General features: G+C 68.5%; 19 protein-coding genes. 3 read left to right on the forward strand and 16 right to left on the reverse strand.

Annotated features, from left to right (window positions below; genetic code table 11):
• Positions 1–97 precede the first annotated feature (97 nt).
• Positions 98–553: a winged helix-turn-helix transcriptional regulator gene (locus FOC84_RS00985; RefSeq protein WP_173142784.1), complete on the forward strand. Its 456-nt coding sequence runs from the start codon at positions 98–100 to the stop codon at positions 551–553.
• Here FOC84_RS00985 and FOC84_RS00990 read toward each other — a convergent pair.
• The 4 genes from FOC84_RS00990 to FOC84_RS01005 all read right to left on the reverse strand — a co-directional run bounded on the left by FOC84_RS00990 (position 550) and on the right by FOC84_RS01005 (position 4,147).
• Entirely contained in the window at positions 550–1,524 is a 975-nt protein-coding gene (locus FOC84_RS00990) for a pyridoxamine 5'-phosphate oxidase family protein (RefSeq protein ID WP_173142785.1), read from the reverse strand. The genes FOC84_RS00985 and FOC84_RS00990 overlap by 4 nt on opposite strands.
• 27 nt (positions 1,525–1,551) lie before the next feature.
• On the reverse strand, positions 1,552–2,190 hold the full coding sequence (locus FOC84_RS00995) for a glutathione S-transferase family protein (RefSeq protein ID WP_173142786.1): 639 nt from the start codon (positions 2,188–2,190) through the stop codon (positions 1,552–1,554).
• A gap of 104 nt (positions 2,191–2,294) precedes the next feature.
• On the reverse strand, positions 2,295–3,200 hold the full coding sequence (locus tag FOC84_RS01000) for a LysR family transcriptional regulator (RefSeq protein WP_173142787.1): 906 nt from the start codon (positions 3,198–3,200) through the stop codon (positions 2,295–2,297).
• Positions 3,197–4,147, reverse strand: coding sequence for a LysR substrate-binding domain-containing protein (locus FOC84_RS01005; protein ID WP_173142788.1), 951 nt, complete (start codon positions 4,145–4,147; stop codon positions 3,197–3,199). The genes FOC84_RS01000 and FOC84_RS01005 overlap by 4 nt, the downstream gene beginning before the upstream one ends.
• 113 nt (positions 4,148–4,260) lie before the next feature.
• On the opposite strand from FOC84_RS01005, the gene FOC84_RS01010 reads away from it, so the two are divergent.
• On the forward strand, positions 4,261–5,505 hold the full coding sequence (locus FOC84_RS01010; protein WP_173142789.1) for an MFS transporter: 1,245 nt from the start codon (positions 4,261–4,263) through the stop codon (positions 5,503–5,505).
• A gap of 12 nt (positions 5,506–5,517) precedes the next feature.
• On the opposite strand, the gene FOC84_RS01015 is transcribed toward FOC84_RS01010, so the two are convergent.
• From FOC84_RS01015 to FOC84_RS01045, 7 genes are all read right to left on the reverse strand, one after another.
• Positions 5,518–5,883, reverse strand: coding sequence for a hypothetical protein (locus tag FOC84_RS01015; protein ID WP_173142790.1), 366 nt, complete (start codon positions 5,881–5,883; stop codon positions 5,518–5,520).
• Positions 5,880–6,338 (reverse strand): hypothetical protein, encoded by a 459-nt coding sequence (locus FOC84_RS01020; protein WP_173142791.1) that lies wholly within the window; start codon positions 6,336–6,338, stop codon positions 5,880–5,882. Before FOC84_RS01020 ends, FOC84_RS01015 begins: the two co-directional genes overlap by 4 nt.
• Before the next feature lie 6 nt (positions 6,339–6,344).
• Positions 6,345–7,337, reverse strand: a complete 993-nt coding sequence (locus FOC84_RS01025; protein ID WP_173142792.1) for a Bug family tripartite tricarboxylate transporter substrate binding protein — start codon at positions 7,335–7,337, stop codon at positions 6,345–6,347.
• Positions 7,338–7,438: 101 nt separating this feature from the next.
• The gene (locus tag FOC84_RS01030; RefSeq protein WP_173142793.1) at positions 7,439–8,494 is read right to left on the reverse strand and encodes a 3-keto-5-aminohexanoate cleavage protein; all 1,056 of its coding nucleotides are present in this window, start codon (positions 8,492–8,494) and stop codon (positions 7,439–7,441) included.
• Positions 8,495–8,644: 150 nt separating this feature from the next.
• On the reverse strand, positions 8,645–9,613 hold the full coding sequence (locus tag FOC84_RS01035) for a Bug family tripartite tricarboxylate transporter substrate binding protein (RefSeq protein WP_173142794.1): 969 nt from the start codon (positions 9,611–9,613) through the stop codon (positions 8,645–8,647).
• Positions 9,614–9,759: 146 nt separating this feature from the next.
• The gene (locus tag FOC84_RS01040; protein ID WP_173142795.1) at positions 9,760–10,779 is read right to left on the reverse strand and encodes an AraC family transcriptional regulator; all 1,020 of its coding nucleotides are present in this window, start codon (positions 10,777–10,779) and stop codon (positions 9,760–9,762) included.
• Positions 10,776–11,666 carry a LysR substrate-binding domain-containing protein gene (locus tag FOC84_RS01045; RefSeq protein ID WP_173142796.1) on the reverse strand — a complete coding sequence of 297 codons (891 nt, stop codon included), beginning with the start codon at positions 11,664–11,666 and terminating at the stop codon, positions 10,776–10,778. The genes FOC84_RS01040 and FOC84_RS01045 overlap by 4 nt, the downstream gene beginning before the upstream one ends.
• 128 nt (positions 11,667–11,794) lie before the next feature.
• On the opposite strand from FOC84_RS01045, the gene FOC84_RS01050 reads away from it, so the two are divergent.
• Entirely contained in the window at positions 11,795–12,466 is a 672-nt protein-coding gene (locus FOC84_RS01050) for a flavodoxin family protein (RefSeq protein WP_173142797.1), read from the forward strand.
• On the opposite strand, the gene FOC84_RS01055 is transcribed toward FOC84_RS01050, so the two are convergent.
• The 5 genes from FOC84_RS01055 to FOC84_RS01075 all read right to left on the reverse strand — a co-directional run bounded on the left by FOC84_RS01055 (position 12,385) and on the right by FOC84_RS01075 (position 17,127).
• Positions 12,385–13,218 carry a helix-turn-helix transcriptional regulator gene (locus tag FOC84_RS01055; RefSeq protein WP_173142798.1) on the reverse strand — a complete coding sequence of 278 codons (834 nt, stop codon included), beginning with the start codon at positions 13,216–13,218 and terminating at the stop codon, positions 12,385–12,387. The two genes, FOC84_RS01050 and FOC84_RS01055, sit on opposite strands and share 82 nt — an antisense overlap.
• A gap of 21 nt (positions 13,219–13,239) precedes the next feature.
• Positions 13,240–14,199 carry a proline dehydrogenase family protein gene (locus FOC84_RS01060; RefSeq protein ID WP_173142799.1) on the reverse strand — a complete coding sequence of 320 codons (960 nt, stop codon included), beginning with the start codon at positions 14,197–14,199 and terminating at the stop codon, positions 13,240–13,242.
• Positions 14,200–14,272: 73 nt separating this feature from the next.
• Positions 14,273–15,175, reverse strand: coding sequence for a DMT family transporter (locus tag FOC84_RS01065; RefSeq protein WP_173142800.1), 903 nt, complete (start codon positions 15,173–15,175; stop codon positions 14,273–14,275).
• Between the two features lie 155 nt (positions 15,176–15,330).
• A complete protein-coding gene (locus FOC84_RS01070) occupies positions 15,331–16,581 on the reverse strand; it encodes a D-amino acid dehydrogenase (RefSeq protein WP_173142801.1) in 1,251 nt (416 codons plus the stop codon).
• A gap of 108 nt (positions 16,582–16,689) precedes the next feature.
• Positions 16,690–17,127 carry an Rrf2 family transcriptional regulator gene (locus FOC84_RS01075; RefSeq protein WP_173142802.1) on the reverse strand — a complete coding sequence of 146 codons (438 nt, stop codon included), beginning with the start codon at positions 17,125–17,127 and terminating at the stop codon, positions 16,690–16,692.
• Positions 17,128–17,167: the final 40 nt, after the last annotated feature.

Here is a 17,167-nt window from a genome sequence, read left to right on the forward strand (position 1 = left end):
AGAATAGTAGTTTTCAAGGTTTTATAATGCAACCGAAATTTCCATAAATCTGCCGTTGCCGCCCCCTTAACGTCACTCCCCTCAGCAAGGATCCGACATGGTCAAACGCACTAGTCTCGAAGGCGCCGCCTGCCCGGTGGCGCGCTCCCTGGACGCGATCGGCGACTGGTGGTCGCTCTTGATCGTGCGCGACGCCTTCGACGGCGTGCGGCGTTTCGGCGAATTGCAGAAAAGCCTGGGCGTGGCCAAGAACATCCTCAGCGACCGGCTGCGCACGCTGGTCGCGCACGGCATCCTGGACGTCGCGCCCGCTTCGGACGGCAGCGCCTACCAGGAATACGTGCTGACGGACAAAGGCCGGGCGCTGTTCCCGGTCATCGTCGGTTTGCGCCAATGGGGCGAAGACCACTATTACGGCCCCGCCGAGCCCCATTCGACGCTGATCGACCGCAAGCGCGGCCAGCCCGTGCGCAAGCTGGAAATCCGCGCACAGGACGGCCGCCTGCTGGGGCCGGACGACGCCGTGGTGCAGAAGACCGCCCTGGCGGGCTAGGCGGCCGCCGGCCCGGGCGGCCACTGCCCGGTCGCCAGCGCGGTGGGCGAGTACGAATCGAAGCGCCAGCGCAGGGCCAGCGCGCCGGGCCGGCGGACCACGCGCCGCGCGTGCACCCGCCACAGCCGCTCCGCGCCCTCGAACTGCGCGATCTCCGGACTGTCCAGGATGACTTCGGCGGCGCCCGTCAGCTGCAGCACGTCGCCGCGCTCGAAGTCGATGAACAGCAGCCCGGCGCGCGGGTTGAGCGCCATGTTGCCCAGGGTGTTGAAGAAGCGGTTGCCGGAAAAGTCAGGAATGGTCAGCACGTCGCCGTCCACCCGCACGAAGCCCGGCTTGCCGCCGCGGTGCGAGACGTCGACCTGGCGGCCGCCCTCCTCCGCGTAGGTCGCCACGAAGAACGTGTCGGACCGGGCGATCAGCGCCCGCGCCGCCTCGTCCAGTCCGCCGCGCTCTTGCGGCGTGCCCGGAAAGCGCAGCGAAGGCGAACGCGAGAACTGGAATTCCCGCGCCTGGATGTATTGCGGGCAATTGCCGAACGACTGCGTCACCGCCACCTCGAAGCGCTTGCCATCCCAGGCCGCGATGCGGCCGTTGGCGCGGTTGCGCCGGCGCGTGTGCAGCTCGATGCCCAGCAGGCCCACCTGCCGTTCCGGCCCCAGGCCGGCCAGCAGCGGATCGTCGGCGTCCGGCACGGCGGACACGCGCAGGGTGCGCGGGTCGGGCGAGGACACGAAGCCGGGCTGGCCTTCCAGCACGCCGGCCCAGGGATCGCCCTGCCCATCCACCGCGCCCGCGACCAAAAAGGGCAATTGCTGGAAAAAAATGCGGTGCTGGTCCGGCATGTAGTCACGGATGACTTTGGGTCCGGTCACCGCCATGCGCTCGGCAATGCCCACGTGCTGTTGCAGCAGGCGTTCGCCCGCGTGCCAGGGCGACGGCGGGAGGGTGGCGGGTTCTGCGGTGGGCATGGCGTGCTCCTTGCGCGGTGCGCGCCCTCAGGCGGCCTGCAGGCCCACGGGCGACCGGGGCATGGCCACGAAGCGCGGCAGGTTTTCGATGCGGCCCAGCCAGGCACGCACGTGCGGATAGGCGTCCAGCGACACATTGCCTTCGGGCGCGTGCGCCACATAGGCATAGCAGGCCACGTCCGCGATGGTGGGCGCGGCACCCGCCAGGAAATCGCGCCCAGCCAGCTCGCCGTCCATGACCTTGAGCAAGGCGTGGGCGCGGGCCAGCGTGGCATCCACGTCGTAAGGCGCGCCGAACAGCGTCACCAGACGCGCCGCGTTCGGACCCTGCACCAGCGGGCCGGATGCCACCGACAGCCAGCGCTGCACCGCGGCGGCCCCGGCGGGATCCTCGGGCAGCCAGGCCTGGCCGCCGTAGCGCTTGGCCAGGTAGACCAGGATGGCGGTCGAATCAGCGACCACCACGCCGTTGTCGTCGATGACAGGCACCTGGCCAAAAGCGTTCAGCGCCAGAAATGGCGGGCGTTTGTGCTCCCCGCCGCGCAGGTCCACATCCACCGTCCGGTGCGGCACGTTCAATAGGGACAGCATCAGCGCGACGCGGTGGGCGTGGCCGGACAGAGGAAAACTGTAGAACGTCAGCGAGGGGTTCTGGGCGGTTTGCATGAGTGGGCTCCAAGTCGGATACAGGCTCCATCTTGGGCCGGCGCCGGCCACACGTGAACGGCCAGCGCCCGCAAGACACTCTTGCAGCGGATGAAAGAAAGCCGCTACGCCGGCAGCGTCGCCAGATCGCGCCGCAGCGCCTCGACGCAGAATTCGACGAAGCTACGCACCTTGGCCGAACTCTTGCGGCCTTCCGGATACACCACGTGCACCGGCAGCGGCGGCAGCTCGAAGTCGCGCAGCACCACCTCCAGAGCGCCGCTGGCCAGGTGCCGCGCCACTTGGTAGGACACCACCTGCGTCAGCCCCCAGCCCTCGCAGGCCGCCAGCACCGCGGCCTGGAAGGACGTGACCGTCAGCTGCGAATCGACGCGCAGGCTCCTGGGCTGGCCGTCCTGCTGGAAGCGCCATTGCGGCGTGCGGCCCTCCATGGCGGCGGTGACCGTGCAAAAGCGCGGCAGCGACTCCAGATCCTGGGGCGCGCCATGTTCGCGCAGGAAGGCGGGCGCGGCACAGACCACGCGGCGCACCTGCCCCACCGGCACCGCCGTCAGCGTGGAATCCGGCAAGGCGCCGATGCGCACCGCCACATCCACGCGCTCGTCCAGCAGGTTCACCACGCGGTCCACCAGCAGCGTGCGCACCGAGACTTCACGGTGCGCGCGCAGATAGCCCAGCACGGCCGGCATCACGTGCAGTTCGCCGAAGAACGCCGGCGCGGTGATGCTGAGCGCGCCGCGCGGCGCGGCCATCGCGCCGGCCACGGCATCGTCGGCCTGCTCGACTTCGTCGAGGATGCGGCGGCAGTCGTCGGCGTAGCGCTGGCCGGCCTCGGTCAGACGCAGGCTGCGCGTGGTGCGCACCAGCAGCAAGGCGCCCAGCCGCCGCTCCAGCGCCGAAACGCTGCGCGTGACGGTGGGCGCCGACATTTCCAGCCGGCGCGCCGCCGCGGCGAAACTCTGCGCCTCGGCCACCGCCAGGAACACGCTCATTTCATGGAATCGATTCATGCTTCGCTGCCTCCGACTATCGTGCCCGCACGCCTGTCCGCCGCTTGCCCGCCAGGCGCCGCTTTCAAGGCCGCGAGGCTGTCATCGATGCAATGCCGCAGGATCTCCTCCAGCGCAGCCGCCGCCGGATCCAGTTCGGCGCTGCCGCGGTAGAGCGACAGGGAAATCGCGGGCAAACCTGGCAGACTCTGCTCGCCCGGGGCCATCGCGCGCACCGTGGCCGGCAGCCCCAGGGGGGTGCGCACCGCCAAGCCCAATCCCGCCGACACCGCCGCCCACAGGCCCGCGAGGCTGGGACTGGTGAAAGCCGGCGACCAGGCAATACCGGCGCGGTCCAGGGCTTCGGTCGCGCCGCTGCGGAACAGGCAAGGCGCTTCGAACGCCGCCAGCGGCAACACGCCGTCCGCGTCCCGCGCGGGCACCGGATCGGCTGGTCCGATCCAGCACATGGCCAGCTCCGCCAGGCGCCGCGCGTGCGGCAGGCGCGCGCCGTGATCCCAGGCGAGCGCGATGTCCAGCTGGCCCACCGCGATGCGGTCCAGCAAGTCGGCATTGCGGGCCACGCGCGCCTCGATCTTCACCTTGGGATGCGTGCGCGCAAACTGGCCCAGCACCCGAGGCAGCAGCATCTCGCCAAAATCCTCTTGCAGGCCCAAGCGCACCCTGCCCTGCAATTCCGCACCGCGCACCGCCCGCGATGCCTGGTCGTTCAAGTCGAGCAGGCGCCGTGCATAGGCCAGCATGGTCTCGCCGGCATCGGTAAGGGTCAGGCCCCGCCCCGCCTTGCGCAGCAGCGGCACGCCCGCCTGCTCTTCGAGCTTTTTCAGCTGGGCGCTGACGGCGGAAGTGGAACGGCCGAGCCGGTCAGCCGCGCGGCCGTAGCTGCCCAGGTCCACCCCCGCGACGAAACTGCGCAGCACCTCCAGATCGAATGTGGCAGGCTTCATGCAATAGTCCCGTTTTTCAAAACTATTAATTAAAAAAATACTGATTTTCGGGAAGATATTAGAAGTGCACACTGGCCTGCGTCAATCCCGTTCCGGCCCCCAGGAGGCCCCGCATGTCCCTGTCCCCATCCCCCGCGCAGATCCTTTCCCCCGTCCTCGACCGCCCTGGCCATCGCTGGAAGGTACTGGCCGCGGGCGTTGCCGCGAATGTCGCCTTTTCCGCCGCCGCGGCGGGCCTGCCCGCCACCGCGGTATTCATGCGCACGGACTACCAGCTGGATAACGGCCAATTGGGCCTGGCGCTGGGTCTGCTGGGCCTGGGGGTCGCCTTGTTCGAGCTCCCCTGGGGCATGCTGGCCGACCGCTGGGGCGACCGCCCGGTCCTGCTGGCCGGCCTGGGCGCCACGGCCGCGGCGCTGGCCTGGATGAGTGCCTACGCGGCGCCCGCCGCGGAGGGCGTGCCCGGGCTGGTGATGCTGGCGATGGGGCTGGTCCTGGTGGGCATCCTGGGAGGCAGCGTCAATGGCGCCAGCGGCCGCGCGGTGATGTCCTGGTTCGACGAAGGCGAACGCGGCCTGGCGATGAGCATCCGCCAGACCGCCGTGCCGCTGGGCGGTGGACTGGGCGCGCTGGCGCTGCCCTGGCTGGCGGCCCGCGCAGGCTTTGGCGCGGTGTTCGGCGCCTTGGCCCTGCTGTGCGCCGCGGCGGCGCTGCTGGCCGCCTGCTGGCTGCGCGAACCCGGCCTGCCCGCCGCCGCAACCCGGGCTCGCTCGGCGGCCGGTCCGCTGCGCGATGCGCGGGTCTGGCGCACCGCGCTAGCCATCGGCCTGCTGTGCTGCCCGCAATTCGCCGTCCTGACCTTCGCCACGGTGTTCCTGCATGATTTCAGCGGCGCCGGCGTCGGCGCCACGACGGCTGTGCTGGTGGCGGTGCAGTTGGGCGCCATGATCGCGCGCGTCGCAAGCGGCAGGTGGACCGACCGCCGCGGCAACCGCGGCGCCTACCTGCGTTTCTGCATCGGGTTGAGCTTCGTGCTGTTCGCGGCGCTAGGCGCCACCGCATGGGCGGCCAGCGACGCGATGCTCGCGCTGGCCATCCTGATGGCGGCGGCCGGCATCTGCGTCTCGGCCTGGCATGGCGTGGCCTATACCGAACTGGCCACGCTCGCCGGCGCAGGGCGCGCGGGCACTGCGCTGGGCATGGCCAATAGCTGCTGCTACCTGGGACTGTTTCTCACCCCGGCGGTGATGCCGCACCTGGTCGCGGCCACCTCCTGGCCCATGGCCTGGGGGCTGGCAGGACTATGCATGCTGGCCGCCCTGCCGCTGCTGCCGCGCCGCCCTGCAACAGGAGACTAGCGCGGCAGCGGATCAGGCAAGCGCTCGCGCCCGCTTGCCTATCGCGCCCAACAAGTCGAGCGCCCGGTCCGCGGCTTGAATCCCGCCGTCCATGTCGCCCCGCACATGCAAGGGACGAAGCTCCTCGATTTCCTCAAGTGCGTCGATCAGCTCGGGCTCGGCCAGCCTGTATTTGCGCAACACGCTGACCATGCACATGGACGCATGCACCATGTCTTCCGCGATCGCGCTTGCGCCGACCCTGTGCAGGACAAAGTTGACCCAATGCGTGCCCGCCAGCATGGCCGCCTCGATCCGGATTTCCCAGTCCTCGTCGGTCAGCTTGGCCAGCGTGGCTTCGATGCGCTGCGCCTTGTCGCGGTGATGTTCCGGGCTCATGGGCGCGCCTCCGGGCGGACCAACGCGAGGTAGACGGCGATGGCTTGCGACATGGCATGGTCGCAATCATCGACGATGGCCTGGGTCGGCTGGCGATCTCCGCGCAGGCAAGGATCGCGATGCGCCTCCAACGCGTGCAAGGCGGCTTCCAGGCGCTGGACAGGCTCAGGCATGTCGCCGGGAATGGCGGGCCAGCCCACGTGGCTCACATCGCCGGGACCGCGCAGCTCCCTGCGCCAGCCGCCACCGGCCTGAGGCACGACGTGCACGCCAGGGATGGTGGAAAAGGCGCGGTCCTCGCTGGTCAGTCCCGTGGCATGCAGCGTAGCGTTCCAGATATTGGTCCCCGCGGTAAGACAGGTCCAATACCAGAGCTCAAAATCCTGCAAAGGGTCGAGCCGGTCGCGCAGCGACAACAAGCGGCTTATCTTGTCCGCGTGGGAGGAGATTTGCATGGCTTATCACTCGGGCTTGATGTTGCCGTCCACCACCACCTTGCGCCAGGCGGCCAGGTCTTGCGTGATGGTTTGTGCGAACGCCTGGCGGCTGACGGCGGCGGAGGGAGGCACATTCGCCTGGCGCAGCGCCTCCAGGAACGCTGGCTGCCCAAGTTCGTGATTGATGGCCGCATGCAGGCGCTCCAGCACGTCCTGCGGCGTGTTCTTGGGCGCGAATACGCCTTGCCAGCCGGCGGCGGTAAAGGGATAGCCCTGTTCCGACAACACCTTGACGTCCGGCAGCCTGGGGCTGCGCACAGTGCCTGTCAACGCGATGCCGCGCAGCTTGCCCTGCTCGATGAAGCCCAAGGGAGACACCACGTCGACCCAGCCCACGGGAACCTCGCCGGACACGATGTTCGTGAGCAAGGCAGGCGTGGTCTTGTAGGGCACATGGTTGATGCTCAGTCCTGCCCGTTGCTTGATCCACTCCATCGTCAGATGCCCATTGGAGCCTATCCCCCAGCTGCCATAGGACGAGTACTTGTCGGGCTCGCGGCGCAGCAGGTCGACCAGTTCGGGCAGCGTCCGCGCCGGCACCGAGGCATGCACCACGAGCAGCACGCCGCCCACCGAGGACAGCGCCACGGGTTCCAGGTCGCGCAGGGTTCTGATCGGGAGAGCGGGATTCAGCGCCTCGGCCATCACCATGGACGACGCCGTGCTATGCAAGATCGTGTAGCCGTCGGGCGCGGCATTCTTGACTGCCGACGAACCGATCAAGCCGTTCGCGCCGGGACGGTTTTCTATGACGAATGGCTGGCCCAGCGTTTCGTTGAGCCGGGCATAGAGCTGCCGGGCCAGCGTGTCCAGCACGCCGCCCGCGCCGCCCGGCACGATCACCTTGACGGGCCGGACCGGCCAATCACCGCCGCCCTGCGCAAACGCCAGACGGCTCGCCAGCGACGCGGCCGCGCCCAGCAAGAGTTCCCTACGGGTCAATGAGATCGTCATCATTTCATTCCTGGATCGATGCCGCATGGCTCGCAGGCGGCGTCAAGGCCGGGCCGGACGCCGCTTCCCGGAGAACCCGGGCTGGCGGCCGCCCCGGAGAGACATCAAACCGGCTTGCGCAGGAAGCCCTGGTTGCCGCCGTTGCGGTTGGGCGCGAAGCCATTGGCCTGTAGGGTCTCGTCCGCCGTTTCGTAGAAAACCCCGATCTTCATGATCTCGCGCGCCTGCTGCGCCGTCGCGATCGGACGGCCGAACTCGCCGGAAATGCGCACCAGCTGCTTGATCTGTTCGACCGAGCTCATCTTGCCGGTGCGGGACTGGTTCCAGAGCACGTCTTCGATGCCGCAGCGCACGTGCAGGCCCAGGGCGATGCCTATCATGTTCACCGGCAGCACGTTCAGCACCGAACTCTCCACCGTGATCACCGAGCCGTCCGGCGCGGCGCGCAGGAAGTTGGCCAGGTTATAGATGTTGGCCTGGTCCATGCCGCCGCTGATGGCCACCCAGTTCATCACCAGCGGCCCCTTGTAGACGCCACGGCGGATCATCCGCTCTATGGTTTCGAAGCTGTTGATGTTGTAGCACTGGAACTCGCTCTGGATGCCGGCTGCCGTCAGGCGCCGGATGTGCTCCTCGACCCAGCTGGGATTCGCGGGCACCACCATGTCCTTGTAGGTGGAATACAGGTGGGGAAAGCCGCGCGACACGCCGCGGAAGTCATCCTCGCCGGCGTGCTCGGTGACGTTCATCTGCGAGGTGTTGACGGTGACCGTCACCTGGTCGGGCGTGGGCGTAAGTTCGGCCAGCATGTGGCGGGTGTCGTCGCTCAGCCATTTGGCGGCCTGCCCTTCCTCCGGCGCGAAGCTGATGGAGCCGCCCACCTGGATGATCATCTCGGGCACCGCCTCGCGCACCCCGGCGATCAGTTCGTTGAACTTGGACAGGCGCTTGCTGCCCTTGCCGTCGGCCTCCCGCACATGTAGGTGCAGCACGGTCGCGCCGGCTTCGTAGCAATCCACCGCCTTCTGGATCTGATCCTCCATGGATACCGGGATATCTTCCGGAAAGTCCGAGGGTATCCAGCCCGGCGCATAGGGCGCGGCGGTGATGATCAGGGGCTGCTGGTTTTCGGGATACAGGTGGCCGTCTAGAAAGTTCATGGCAAGGGTGCTCCGACTGGGTAGGTGAAAACTGCGTGGGCCGCGCGGCATGAGGCAAGCGCGGAAATACTGGCGCGCGTTGTCCACGGGCGTGCCGGCGCAAACCGGCCGCCCCCAAAGAGCGCCGCGCTGAAAGCAAAGAGAGGCGGGTCAGTTGGCCCGGATGTCGAACTTCTTGACGATGGCGGCGTTGCGCCGCGAGGTCTGCCTGTTTTCGGCCAGCAGCGCGGCGGTGTCGGTATTCACGTCGGGCTCCAACCCCACGTCCGACAATTTCTGCTGCACCGCCGGCACGGCCGCCGCCTTGCCGATGACCGCCTGGAGCTTGGCCAGGACATCGGGCGGCAGCTTGCTTGAACCGTAGAAGCACACCTGGCCCTGGAACTGGATCTCCGCATAGCCGAGTTCGGTCATCGTCGGCACGTCGGGCAGATCCCTGTACCGGTGTTTCCCGGCGACCGCGTAGGGGCGCAGCCGGCCGCTCTTGATCAGGGGCAAGGACGTCACCATGCCGTCGAACATGATGTCGACCTGGCCGCCTATGACATCCTGAAGCGCCTGCGGCGAGCCCGTATAGGCCACGTGCTGCATGTCCAGCCCGGCCTGGCTGCTGAAGATCAGGCCCGAATACTGCGACACCGTGCCGGTGCCGTAACTGGCGAAGGACGACTTGCCCTTGCGTTCCTTCAAATGCGCGACCAGGCTCTGGAAATCCTTGGCTGGGTAGTCCGCGGCGCTGACCAGCGCGTAGCTGGTGTACGCGACCCGGGCGATGGTCACGATGTCCTTGAGCGGGTCGTAAGGCACCTTCATCACCTGCGGCGCTTCGACCAGCATATTGCTCGGCCCCAACGCAATCGTATTGCCGTCCGGGTCGGCCTTCAGCATGGCGCTGAGTCCGATCGATCCGGTCGCGCCGGGCCGGTTCTCGATGATGACCGGCCGGCCGGTGTCCGCCGAGACCTGCTGCCCGATCACCCGGGCGGCGATGTCCACGGTGCCGCCCGCCGGCCCCGGGACGATGACCCGCAAGGGTTTGTCGCCCGAAGCCCAGACGCTGAAGGCCAGCGAACATCCAGCCAGCGCCAGGGCCGTGCGCGCGAATTGCTGCAGTTTCATGTTTGTCTCCTAGCTCATTGTCGGACTGAGGCGCCGGTTTCCGTTCATGGAAAGCGCTATGTCTGATCTATGGCTGCAAGTATCCGCCGCACCGCATGTATTAACTTGCTTTTTTGGGACACAAATTTGCTAATTTGGGACAGCGCCTACGACGCTTCCATAGCAGCCTGCTTGCTCCACCGAGAAGCGCTGCATCCGAACTGGCCATGGAACCAATGGCTGAAGCTGCTGGGCCCGGAGAAGCCGAGCAATTCCGCCACCTCGCCCAGCGGCAGGTCGCTCTCGCGCAAATGGTGCTTGACCAGGTCCGAGCGCACCTCGTCCAGCACGCGGCTGAATGTCAGACCTTCCGCTTCGAGGCGGCGATGCAGCGTGCGGCGGTCGACGTGGAGAAAGCGCGCCACCTCTGGCGCCGAGCAGGCGCCGCCAGGCAACAGCGCCAGAATGATCCGGCGGCAGATGTCCTGTGCGCTTTCGCCGCGGCCGGTCATCGCCGCTTCCAGGTACTTGCGGGCCAGGCCGGCCGCCATCGGGTCGCCCTGCTCCCGCGGCTTGGCCAGGTCGGCGGCCGCGCAGACCAGGCCGTTGAATTCCTGATTGAACTTGACGCCGCGTCTGAAGAAGGCGCGATGCGCGGCCACGTCCTTGGGCGGGCGGTGCGTGAAGCAGACCTCCAGCGGCTGCCACTGCTGGCCGATCAGCTCGCTCAAGATGCAGAACATGGTCCCCACCGCCAGTTCCACCGACTGCCGCATCTGCAATCCGGGAGTGGGCAACAGGTCGTCGCGGATGATCACCACGCCGCCCGCGTCTTCAACGCGGATGATGAGCGAGGCGTTCACCAGTTTCAGGTAGCGGCAGAGCGTATCCAGGGCCTGCCGGGGCGTGGGTTCTTCCCGCAGCACCAGGCTGATGGGCCCCAGCGCCGACAGCTTGCGCCGCGCCGCCAGGCGCAGCGCAAGGTCTTCGGTGCGCGTGGCGCGGGCCGTAATTTCCAGCAACTCGCGCGCCGCATCGCGCGGGATCAGCATCTCCGGATCTTCCAGGAACCTGGCCTCCAGCCCCACGCTGCGCATGAAGGCATGGGGATCCCGGCCCAGCGACTCGACCAGCTCGACGTAGCCGTTCAAGCTGCCGCTGCGCATCAGGTGGGAAAGCTGTCTCATGTACGGGCCTCGAATTCCTGGCGCAGCCAGCCCAGGAAAGCCCTGAGCGGCGGATGGCGTTCGCGGCCCGGCGCGCACAGCGCGGTGTAGGCCGCCCCCGCCACCCTCACGTCCGGCCGGTATGGCACCAGGGTGCCCGCCGCCACGCTGTCCGACACCATGACGGAGCTGGCCAGCACCAGCCCCTGGCCCGCGATGGCGGCCTGCAGGGCGTAGTGCTCTTCCTCGTAGGCGTGCACCGCCGCCGGCTTGCGCCAGGACGGCAGGCCAGCCGCCTCGCACCAGTCCTGCCAGCTCCGATCGTACAGCTGCGAATCGCGCCAGCGCACGGTCACCAGCGACGGCGCACGCCTGCCAGGCCGGGCGGCCAGCGCGGGCGCGCCATAGACGCCGAACCACTCCTGCAGCGAGCAGGCGGCGTGCAATCCCGGCCAGCGCTCGCGGCTATAGCGGATGGCCAGGTCCATGCTGGCGTCGCGCAGCAGGTCCACTGGCTCCGGACTGGTGTTCAGGTTCAGCTGGTATTGCGGAAACGCCGCGTGGAAGCGCCCCAGCCGCGGCACCAGCCACAAGGCCGCGAACGAATGCGTGGTGGAGACGGTCAGCGCCCCCGAGGCCGGCGCGGCGCGCAAGGCATCCAGGGTCTGCGCCACGTCGAGCAAGGCGCCATGCACGGCAGCAAAAAGGCGCGCGCCCTTCTCGGTCAGGCGCACGCCGCGCGGCACGCGTTCGAAGAGCGCGTAGCCCACATGGCGTTCCAGCGCCTTGACCTGATGGGACACGGCCGTGGCCGTGACGGCGAGTTCAGCCGCGGCCAGCTTGAAGCTGAGCAGCCTGGCGGCCGCCTCGAAGCTGCGCAGCGCCGTCACCGGGAGCGTGGCAAACATGGAATTCCGGCCTTATGAATGAAATTAATTCATCCTACCCAAGGATTCATCATTTGTCGCCTTTCATGCCTGAATACTAAATTTTCCCTGACGCATGGAAGCATCCATGCCCGAACAAGGAATCAAACATGAATTTAGATCATCCCACCAAGCGCCTGCTGATCCTGGTCGGCAGCCCGCGGCGCGACGGCAACAGCGCGGCCCTGGGCGCGGCCGCGCTGCACGGAGCCGAAGCGGCGGGCATCCAGGCCACGCTGCTGTTCCTGGACGACTACATCCAGTCCTTCCTGCCGGACCTGCGGCGCGCGTCACCGCCCGGCGACCGCTATTCCGAGCTGTTCCTGGAACACTTCCTGCCGGCCGACGGCGTGCTCATCTGCACGCCGATCTACTGGTACGGCATGTCGGCGCAGACCAAGGCGTTCTTCGACCGTTCGTTCAGCCACTATGCCGGCCAAGGCCCCGAACCGGAGCGGGTCAAGCAGCGCATGACCGGCAAGCGCCTGGGCCTGGCGGTGGCATCCGAGGAAACCTATCCCGGCGCGGCGCTGGGCATCGTGCACCAGATCCAGGAATACGCGCGCTATACCCATTCGGATTTCGTCGGCTACGTGCACGGCGCCGGCAACCTGCGCGGCGAGATCGCGGCGGACCCGCGCCAGCCGCTGCAAGCGGCGGCCGACCTGGGCGCCACGTTCTTTGCCCGCAAGTACTCGGACTACCGAGTGGAAACGCCGCGCGCGCGCAATGTCTGGGAATCCGCCCCTGCCCTGCGCAGCACGCCGGGCGTGCTGCCGTAGACCTGCTTGAACACGCGGGTCAGATGGGCTTGGTCGGCGAAGCCCACCGCGTGCGCGGCATCCGCCAGCGCCAGGCCGTCGCGCAGCAGCACCCGGGCCCGCGCCACCCGCCAGTTGCGCAGCCAGGCCAGCGGCGGCAGGCCATAGCGCCGGGCGAACTGCTTGACCAGCGTGGTGCGATGGCGGTCCTGCGCCGCCGCCAGGGCCTCCAAGTCCGGCGCGCAGGCCGGGTCCGATGCCATGCGTGCGCGCAGCAGCGCGCAGACATCGGACTCGTCGTCGGCCGCCGCGGGGCGGACCTGCGCATGCGCCGCCAGCAAAGCGAACAGGGCGGCAGAGATGCGCGCGCGGCGCGCGGGGTCGGCGATGGGATCGGGCGTGAGCGCGTCCAGCCATGTCTGGCATAGCCCCGCATCGCGGATGACCGGACCGGGCAGCGCGGCGCCGCCAGCGTACAGCGCGAGCTCGTGGTTCCTGAACCATGCCGGATCGATGTAGGCCATGCGGTACCCCAGCGGCGCATCCGAGGTGCCGCCGGTATGGACCTGGCCGGGCGCGATCACCACCAGGTCGCCCTCGCCCGCGGCCTGCGGTTCGCCATGCACGGTGAAGGCGCAGCGGCCCCGCGCGATGGCGCCGATGGACCAGGCGTCGTGGAAATGCGGCGCATAGCTGTAGGCGCGCAGGTCCGCGATCAGCACGTCGCCAGGCAAGCCGGCGCCGCAATGCCAGATGTGTTGGGAAACCGCCATGGATACGTGTGCGTGGAGCGCCTAGCCGAAGTAGCTCTGGTCCGAGGTCAGCGTACGGGCCAGCAGCCATGCGTTGCGGGGATTCTCGCCCACGCGGCGCACGGCGTAGGGCCACCAGTCGCCGCCGAAGGGCAGATAAACCCTGACGTTATAGCCCAAACGGCGCAACGCGAGCTGCCAGTCTGGACGCACGCCGTAGAGCATCTCGAATTCGAAGGCTTCGGGCGGCCAGCCGCGTTCCCGCGCCAGCTCCAGGATGGCGCCGGCCAAGCGGTCGTCATGGGTGCCGAAGACGGGCTGGAAGCCGGACTCCAGCGCCTCGCGCGACAGCATGATGGCGGCGGCGTCCAGATAGGCCTGGTCGATGCGCGCGCGGCCCGCGTGGTCCAGGGCACGCTCCGGAAACGCGCCCTTGACCAGCCGCAGCGAGGTGCGCTGGCGGATCGCCCAGACCAGGTCCAGCGGCGTGCGGCGCCGCCGCGCCTGCAGGGTCAGGCCTGCCGGTATGCCGGCTTGCAGCAGTTCGCGGTGCAAGGCGCAGGTGCGGTCGCAGAGGGAGGAATCCTCCATGTCCAGCACCATCCAGTCGCGCCCCAGGCCGACCGTCCGGCGCGCCGCCAGGCCGATGCGCCGGGCATTGTCCTGGCCCAGCGCGTCGTCGCGCATATAGCCGATGGCGGTGGGATCGACCGACACGTGCACGTCCAGCCCGGCATGGTCCAGCGCCCGGCAGGCGCCGACCGCCTGGGCCACGTTGTGCTCGATGGCGTCGGCATCGTCCACGTACTCGCCCAGGTAGAAAAGCGAGGCGCGGATCCCATGCGCCTCGCGCAGCCTGGCGGCCGTGCGGACCGCGGCATCGACGTCGGCGCCGCCGACGAAACGGGCCGCCAGCGACGTGCGCGCCGCCACGGCCCGCATCGCCCGCCCCAGGCCCGGGCTGCGCGCCAGCGCGATGGCGGTTCTCTGGAACATGCTCATGGGCTCTCTCCCGGCAAAGAGAGCCACTGTGCCGGGACGGCGGGCGCGCGTCTTGAACGCCAGTGAAAAGCGCCTAGTCCAGCGCCAGCCCGCGGGCGCGGCCGAACAGCGGACGCTGCACCGTCTGCGCCAGCAGCACGCCGGCCAGCGTCACCGCGCCGCCCAGCAGGTGGTACAGGTGCAGTTGCTCGCGCAGCATGACGAAGGCGGCCAGCGCGGTGAACAGCGGCAGCAGGTTGATGAAGATGCTGCAGCGGTTGGGCCCCAGGCGCTGCACGCCTTCGATCCACAGGAAGGACAGCAGCACCGACGAGAAGATGCCCGCGTACAGGATCAGCGGCACCGTGTTCATGTCCAGCGCGGCCTGCGCCGCCGGCACGCGCAGGTACAGCGGCAGCATGTAGAGCAGCGCGAAGATCGATTGCACGAAGGTCGACTGCCAGGCCGGCAGCGGCACCTTCCAATGGCGCAGCAGCACCCCGTACAGCGCATAGGACAAGGCGGCCAGCAGCATCAGGCCATCGCCGACATGGATGCCGTGCTGGAACACGCTCAGCATGTCGCCCTGGCCCACCAGGTACAGCAGCCCCAGGAACGACAGCGCGCCGCCGGCCGCCATGCCCAGCGTCAGGGGATCGCGCAGGATCACGACGCTGAGCAGCATGCTCAGCAAGGGGATCAGCGCGGTCAGGATGGCCATGTTGGTGGCGGTGGTGGTTTCGGCCGCGCGGTAGGACAGCGCCTGGAACAGCGCCGCGGACAGGGCGCCGTACAGCGCCAGCTTGGGCCAATGGCGCAGGATGGTCTTGCGGTTGCGCCAGGCCGGGCCGGCCGTGAACAGGCCCATCAGGAACAGGGCCAGCACCAGCCGGTAGAAGGTGATGGCGGTGGGAGAGATGGCGCTGGCGGCCATCTTGGACACGATGACGTTGCCCGCCCAGAACAGGATGGCGAACAATGGGAACAGGTAGGACATGGTGGTTGCGCTCGGAGGATGAGGGATGGTCTCCGGCCGCCTGCGGCGCCCCTCGGGGCTGCGCAAGCGGTGGAGTATCGCTATCCTATTGAGCGCGATCCAGCCCGTCTGCCGATGGAAAGGCAGCTGCTATCGCAAAATGGACATCATCCGTATCAGGGGCGGAACGGCGCGGGGTCCAGCGGCAGCTCCAGCCCGCCCATCTGGGCCGTCAACAGCGCGGCGCTGCCGCAGGCCAGGGTGAAGCCCAGCGCACCCTGCCCGATGTTGAGCCACAGGTTATCGGCGGCATGGCTGCGTCCGATCAGCGGCTTGCTGGTGGGGGTGGCCGGACGCAGGCCCGCCCACGGTATGGCCTGGCGCAGGTCCAGCGCCGGAAAGGCCTCGTGCACCTGGCGCTTGAGCAGCCCGATGCGCGCCGTGTCGATGCCGGCGTCGGCGCTGCCGATGTCGACCATGGCCGCGATCCGCAGCACGCCGCCCACGCGGGCGTAGACGATGCGCCGTTCGTAGTCCGTGACGCTGATGCGCGGCGCCACCGCGTCGTCGTCCTCGGCCAGCGCCACGCTCAGGCTGTAGCCCTTCAGGGGATATAGCGGCACGTCATGGCCCAGCGGCTTGAGCAGCGCGCGCGTGCCGATGCCGGTGGCCAGCACGATGGCGTCGGCGCCGATGTCGCCGTCGCGCGTGTTAACGGCCACGATGCGGCGCCCTTCGCGCTGCAGGCCGGATACCGGATTGGACATGGCGCATTGCACATTGGCCATGGTCTGCAGGCGGTCGAACAGCGCCTCGGTGAACTGGCGGCAGTCGCCCGCCTCTTCGCTGGGGGTATAGATGGCGCCCGCCAGGCTGCCGCCCATGCCGGCCAGCGCCGGTTCCAGCGCCAGGGTCTGCGCGGCGTCCAGCACCTGCTGCTCGGCGCCGTGGCCGGCCTGGTACGCCACCAGTTCGCGCGCCTTGTCCAGCAAGGCGGCGCTGCGGTAGGCGATGAGCTTGCCGTTCTTCAAATGGCCGAAATCCAGGTCTTCCTGCTCCAGCAGGGAGTGCATGACGTCCCGGCTGAGATAGGACAGGCTGGCCAGCTGGGCCGTGGAAGCCTTGGCCACCGAGGCCCGGCACGCCAGCGCGAACTGCAGGCACCAGCGCCATTGGTGGGGATCCAGCCTGGGCCGGAAACGCAGCGGGGAATCCTCGCGCAGCAGCCAACCCGGCACGCTGGGCAGCACGCCGGGGCCGGCCAAAGGCGCCACGTAGCTATAACTGAGCTGGCCGCCATTGGCGTAGCTGGACACCTCGGCCGGACGCGCCTGGCTGTCCACCAGCACCACGTCATGGCCCTGGCGCGCCAGGAAATAGGCCGACGTGACGCCCACGACGCCAGCGCCGATTACGCAAACCCGCATACTTTTAGATCCAGAAAGACAGGGACACCACGCTATTCTGGGACGCGCCCCGCCCGTCCGGCAAATGCCAAACTCCGCAGGGTCCATAACAAAACATCATGCCCCGCCTCAGGCGGCGCGGTGCAGCTTGATGATGGCGGCGGCCGTGGGATCGCGCACCAGGTCGGCCAGGGTGTAGCCGTTGAGCGCCTCGTAGAAGGACTGCAAGGTCTGCGCCAGCACGCCGGACAGCCGGCATGCGCCGTCCAGCGCACAGGGCGGTTCGCGGCAGTCGATCAGCGGCCCCTGCTGCTCCAGCTGCCGGATCAGGTCGCCCAGCCGGTAGCGGTCGGCCGACTGCGCCAGCCGCAGCCCGCCGCCCTTGCCGCGCGAGGTGCTGACCCACCCCTGCTGCGCCATGAAGTGCACCACCTTCACCAGATGGTTGCGCGACACGCTGAAGCGGTCGGCGATCTCCGGAATGGTGACTGCGGCGGACCGGTCACGGCATTGCGTCAGGTACATCAGGACGCGCAGGCCGAAATCGGTGAATCGGGTCAGTTGCATGGCAGGGAGGAAAGGAATGGGCACTGGCGGCCCGAGCGTT

It is taken from the genome of Achromobacter pestifer, from assembly GCF_013267355.1.
Lineage (GTDB): Bacteria > Pseudomonadota > Gammaproteobacteria > Burkholderiales > Burkholderiaceae_B > Achromobacter > Achromobacter pestifer_A.

Excerpts from the sequence above, each read along its gene's own strand:
- FOC84_RS01040 (WP_173142795.1), bottom strand. The coding sequence starts at position 10,779 with ATGAGACAGCTTTCCCACCTGATGCGCAGCGGCAGCTTGAACGGCTAC.
- FOC84_RS01060 (WP_173142799.1), bottom strand. The coding sequence starts at position 14,199 with ATGAGCATGTTCCAGAGAACCGCCATCGCGCTGGCGCGCAGCCCGGGC.
- FOC84_RS01045 (WP_173142796.1), bottom strand. The coding sequence starts at position 11,666 with ATGTTTGCCACGCTCCCGGTGACGGCGCTGCGCAGCTTCGAGGCGGCC.
- FOC84_RS01050 (WP_173142797.1), top strand. The coding sequence starts at position 11,795 with ATGAATTTAGATCATCCCACCAAGCGCCTGCTGATCCTGGTCGGCAGC.
- FOC84_RS01070 (WP_173142801.1), bottom strand. The coding sequence starts at position 16,581 with ATGCGGGTTTGCGTAATCGGCGCTGGCGTCGTGGGCGTCACGTCGGCC.
- FOC84_RS01015 (WP_173142790.1), bottom strand. The coding sequence starts at position 5,883 with ATGAGCCCGGAACATCACCGCGACAAGGCGCAGCGCATCGAAGCCACG.
- FOC84_RS01065 (WP_173142800.1), bottom strand. The coding sequence starts at position 15,175 with ATGTCCTACCTGTTCCCATTGTTCGCCATCCTGTTCTGGGCGGGCAAC.
- FOC84_RS01025 (WP_173142792.1), bottom strand. The coding sequence starts at position 7,337 with ATGATGACGATCTCATTGACCCGTAGGGAACTCTTGCTGGGCGCGGCC.
- FOC84_RS01000 (WP_173142787.1), bottom strand. The coding sequence starts at position 3,200 with ATGAATCGATTCCATGAAATGAGCGTGTTCCTGGCGGTGGCCGAGGCG.
- FOC84_RS00985 (WP_173142784.1), top strand. The coding sequence starts at position 98 with ATGGTCAAACGCACTAGTCTCGAAGGCGCCGCCTGCCCGGTGGCGCGC.
- FOC84_RS01030 (WP_173142793.1), bottom strand. The coding sequence starts at position 8,494 with ATGAACTTTCTAGACGGCCACCTGTATCCCGAAAACCAGCAGCCCCTG.
- FOC84_RS01055 (WP_173142798.1), bottom strand. The coding sequence starts at position 13,218 with ATGGCGGTTTCCCAACACATCTGGCATTGCGGCGCCGGCTTGCCTGGC.
- FOC84_RS01010 (WP_173142789.1), top strand. The coding sequence starts at position 4,261 with ATGTCCCTGTCCCCATCCCCCGCGCAGATCCTTTCCCCCGTCCTCGAC.
- FOC84_RS01035 (WP_173142794.1), bottom strand. The coding sequence starts at position 9,613 with ATGAAACTGCAGCAATTCGCGCGCACGGCCCTGGCGCTGGCTGGATGT.
- FOC84_RS00995 (WP_173142786.1), bottom strand. The coding sequence starts at position 2,190 with ATGCAAACCGCCCAGAACCCCTCGCTGACGTTCTACAGTTTTCCTCTG.
- FOC84_RS00990 (WP_173142785.1), bottom strand. The coding sequence starts at position 1,524 with ATGCCCACCGCAGAACCCGCCACCCTCCCGCCGTCGCCCTGGCACGCG.
- FOC84_RS01075 (WP_173142802.1), bottom strand. The coding sequence starts at position 17,127 with ATGCAACTGACCCGATTCACCGATTTCGGCCTGCGCGTCCTGATGTAC.
- FOC84_RS01005 (WP_173142788.1), bottom strand. The coding sequence starts at position 4,147 with ATGAAGCCTGCCACATTCGATCTGGAGGTGCTGCGCAGTTTCGTCGCG.
- FOC84_RS01020 (WP_173142791.1), bottom strand. The coding sequence starts at position 6,338 with ATGCAAATCTCCTCCCACGCGGACAAGATAAGCCGCTTGTTGTCGCTG.